The organism is Dactylosporangium sp. NPDC049140, assembly GCF_040648435.1.
The window spans coordinates 1-2,131 of record NZ_JBEZDS010000144.1 but is presented as its reverse complement, the minus strand read 5'-3'; the positions used below and the strand labels follow the sequence as shown (position 1 = coordinate 2,131).

Here is a 2,131-nt window from a genome sequence, read left to right as displayed (position 1 = left end):
CGTCGTTCTCGGTCTTCTTCCGGCCGAGCTCGTCGTACGTCCACGTGATGGTCTTCGGCCGGGCGTCGGCCTGGCTGAGCAGGTCACCGGCCGCGTTGAAGTGGGTCGTCACGGTGCCCGCGTCCGGGTCGGCGGCGGTGGCCGGCCGGCCGTGCAGGTCGTAGGTGTAGGTCCAGATCTGCCCGCCGGGCCCCGTTACCTTGGCCGGTTTGCCGGCCGGGGAGTAGCCGTAGGAGATGATCGAGGCGTGGGCGGCGTTGCCGTCCGGCGTCGCGGTGGTGTAGTTCCACAGCGCGCTGGTGTGCCCGCGGGCGTCGGTGAACGTGCTCGTCGCGGTGCCGCCGGAGGGCGGGGTGACGTCGGTGCGCTCGCCGCCCGGGTAGGCGGTGGTGGTGGTCCACTGGAGCTGGCCGAGGGAGTAGGCGGCGACGCCGGTGGGCCGGCCCTGCCCGTCGTAGGTGGCGACCTTCTCGGCCGGGACGGAGGCGTCGGCGGCCGGGTAGATCGTGGCGCTCGGGAAAGCGGTCACGTAGAACGGCCGGGTCTTCTTGGTCGCCCAGCCGTGGGTGTCGTAGAAACTGTCGGTGACCAGGGAGCCGTTGCTGCCGTCCAGGGAGACGGTCTGGGTCTGCCGTTCCCGGCCGAGGCCGTCGTAGATGGTGTACGCCCAGGCGTAGGTGGAGTCGTCGCGCAGCGTCTTCGTCGAGGAGTACGACGGCGCCGTGGTGCCGTTGACGCTGTAGGCGTGCACGATGCTGGCCGACTGGGTGGTGGCCCGGCCCGGCAGCCAGACGCTGGTGAGGCGGCCGAGGCCGTCGTAGGCCTGGGAGGTGGCGTTGTTGTTGGGGTCGACCGTCTTCGTCGGCAGCTGCCGCGCCTGGTCCATCGTGATGATTGTGGCCTGGCTGAACGTGGTGTCGGTGCTGGTGACGCTCGTCGGCAGCTGCCCGGCCGGCGGCACGTAGGTCCTGGTCGTGACGAGACCACGCGCGTCGGTGCTCGACGTCGGGCGGCCGTACGCGTCGAACGTCGCGGCCGAGGTGGTCGTGGCGTAGGCCGGCGTCGAGCCGGTGTACGAGTCGACGTCCTCGGTGCGCGACGCGTCGCCGGCGGCGGTGATGACGCCCGGTGCGGCGTTGCCGTCGTAGTAGGTAAGCGTGTCGGCGATGGTGGTCGTCGCGCTCGGCGCGGTGCCGCAGGGCCCGGCGACCGTGAGCTTGCGGTTGAAGTAGCTCACCATGCCGGCGTTGACACCGGCGGGCGGCGACGCGTACGTGGCGGTGGAGCACGTCTCCTGGGAGTCGGCGGTGCCGAGCAGGGACACGTCGCCCCGGTCGTCGCTCTGCTGCGGCAGGCCCGTCGTGGCGGAGAAGGTGTCGGTCCGCTGCGCGGTGCGCCACGCGCCGGTGCTCAGCAGCGTCAGGTTCTTGCTCGTGCCGACGTTGACGAACTGCGCGAGCTGCGCCGGCAGCCCCGGCTGGGCGTTCTCGGCGTGCGACGCGGTCTGCGCCGACCACGGCAGGCTGATCGCCCTGGCCGTCACCGTACCGCCGGCCTGCGTATACGTATCGGTCTCCAGCACCATACCGCCGAACTGGTTCGCGTCGACGACCGCGTCGCCGGTGCTCGCCGTGACCGTCACGGACTTCTGGGTGCCGCCGGTCTGGCTGTTGTAGTCGCCGTCCATGCCGCGCAGGTACGTCGTGGACGTCTGCGTGACCGGGTCCGGTGCGGCCCCGGTGGTCTTGACGACCTGCCCGAAGCCGCGGAACTGGCTCCAGCTGCGCCGCGCGTTCTTGGTGGACACCGAGTCGTCGCGGTGCCAGGCGGCGTCGCCGACGTAGCTGTAGTTCGTCTCCAGGTCCTTGGCCCCGGCGATGACCGGGTCGTGCTGGACGACCTTGGTGACGACCCACTTCTGGAACCAGTCCGACACCGGAGACGTCTGGCCCTGCCCCTGCCAGTACTGCTGGTAGCACAGCATCGTGTTGTTCGTCGCCGACGGCAGGTGCGAGGCGCCCGGCGTCTGATCACAGGCCTGGATCGTCGCGGTGCTGTTGGCGTAGGTGACGGTGACCTGCTCGCCGGTCTCCGTGGTGATCTTGTCGATCCGCTGGTGGTTGTACGCCGG

The 2,131-nt window shown here is 70.6% G+C and carries 1 pseudogene; it reads right to left on the bottom strand.

The window, feature by feature from the left end:
• A pseudogene (locus tag AB0B76_RS58875) lies at window positions 1–2,131 on the bottom strand (hypothetical protein); the annotation flags it as partial.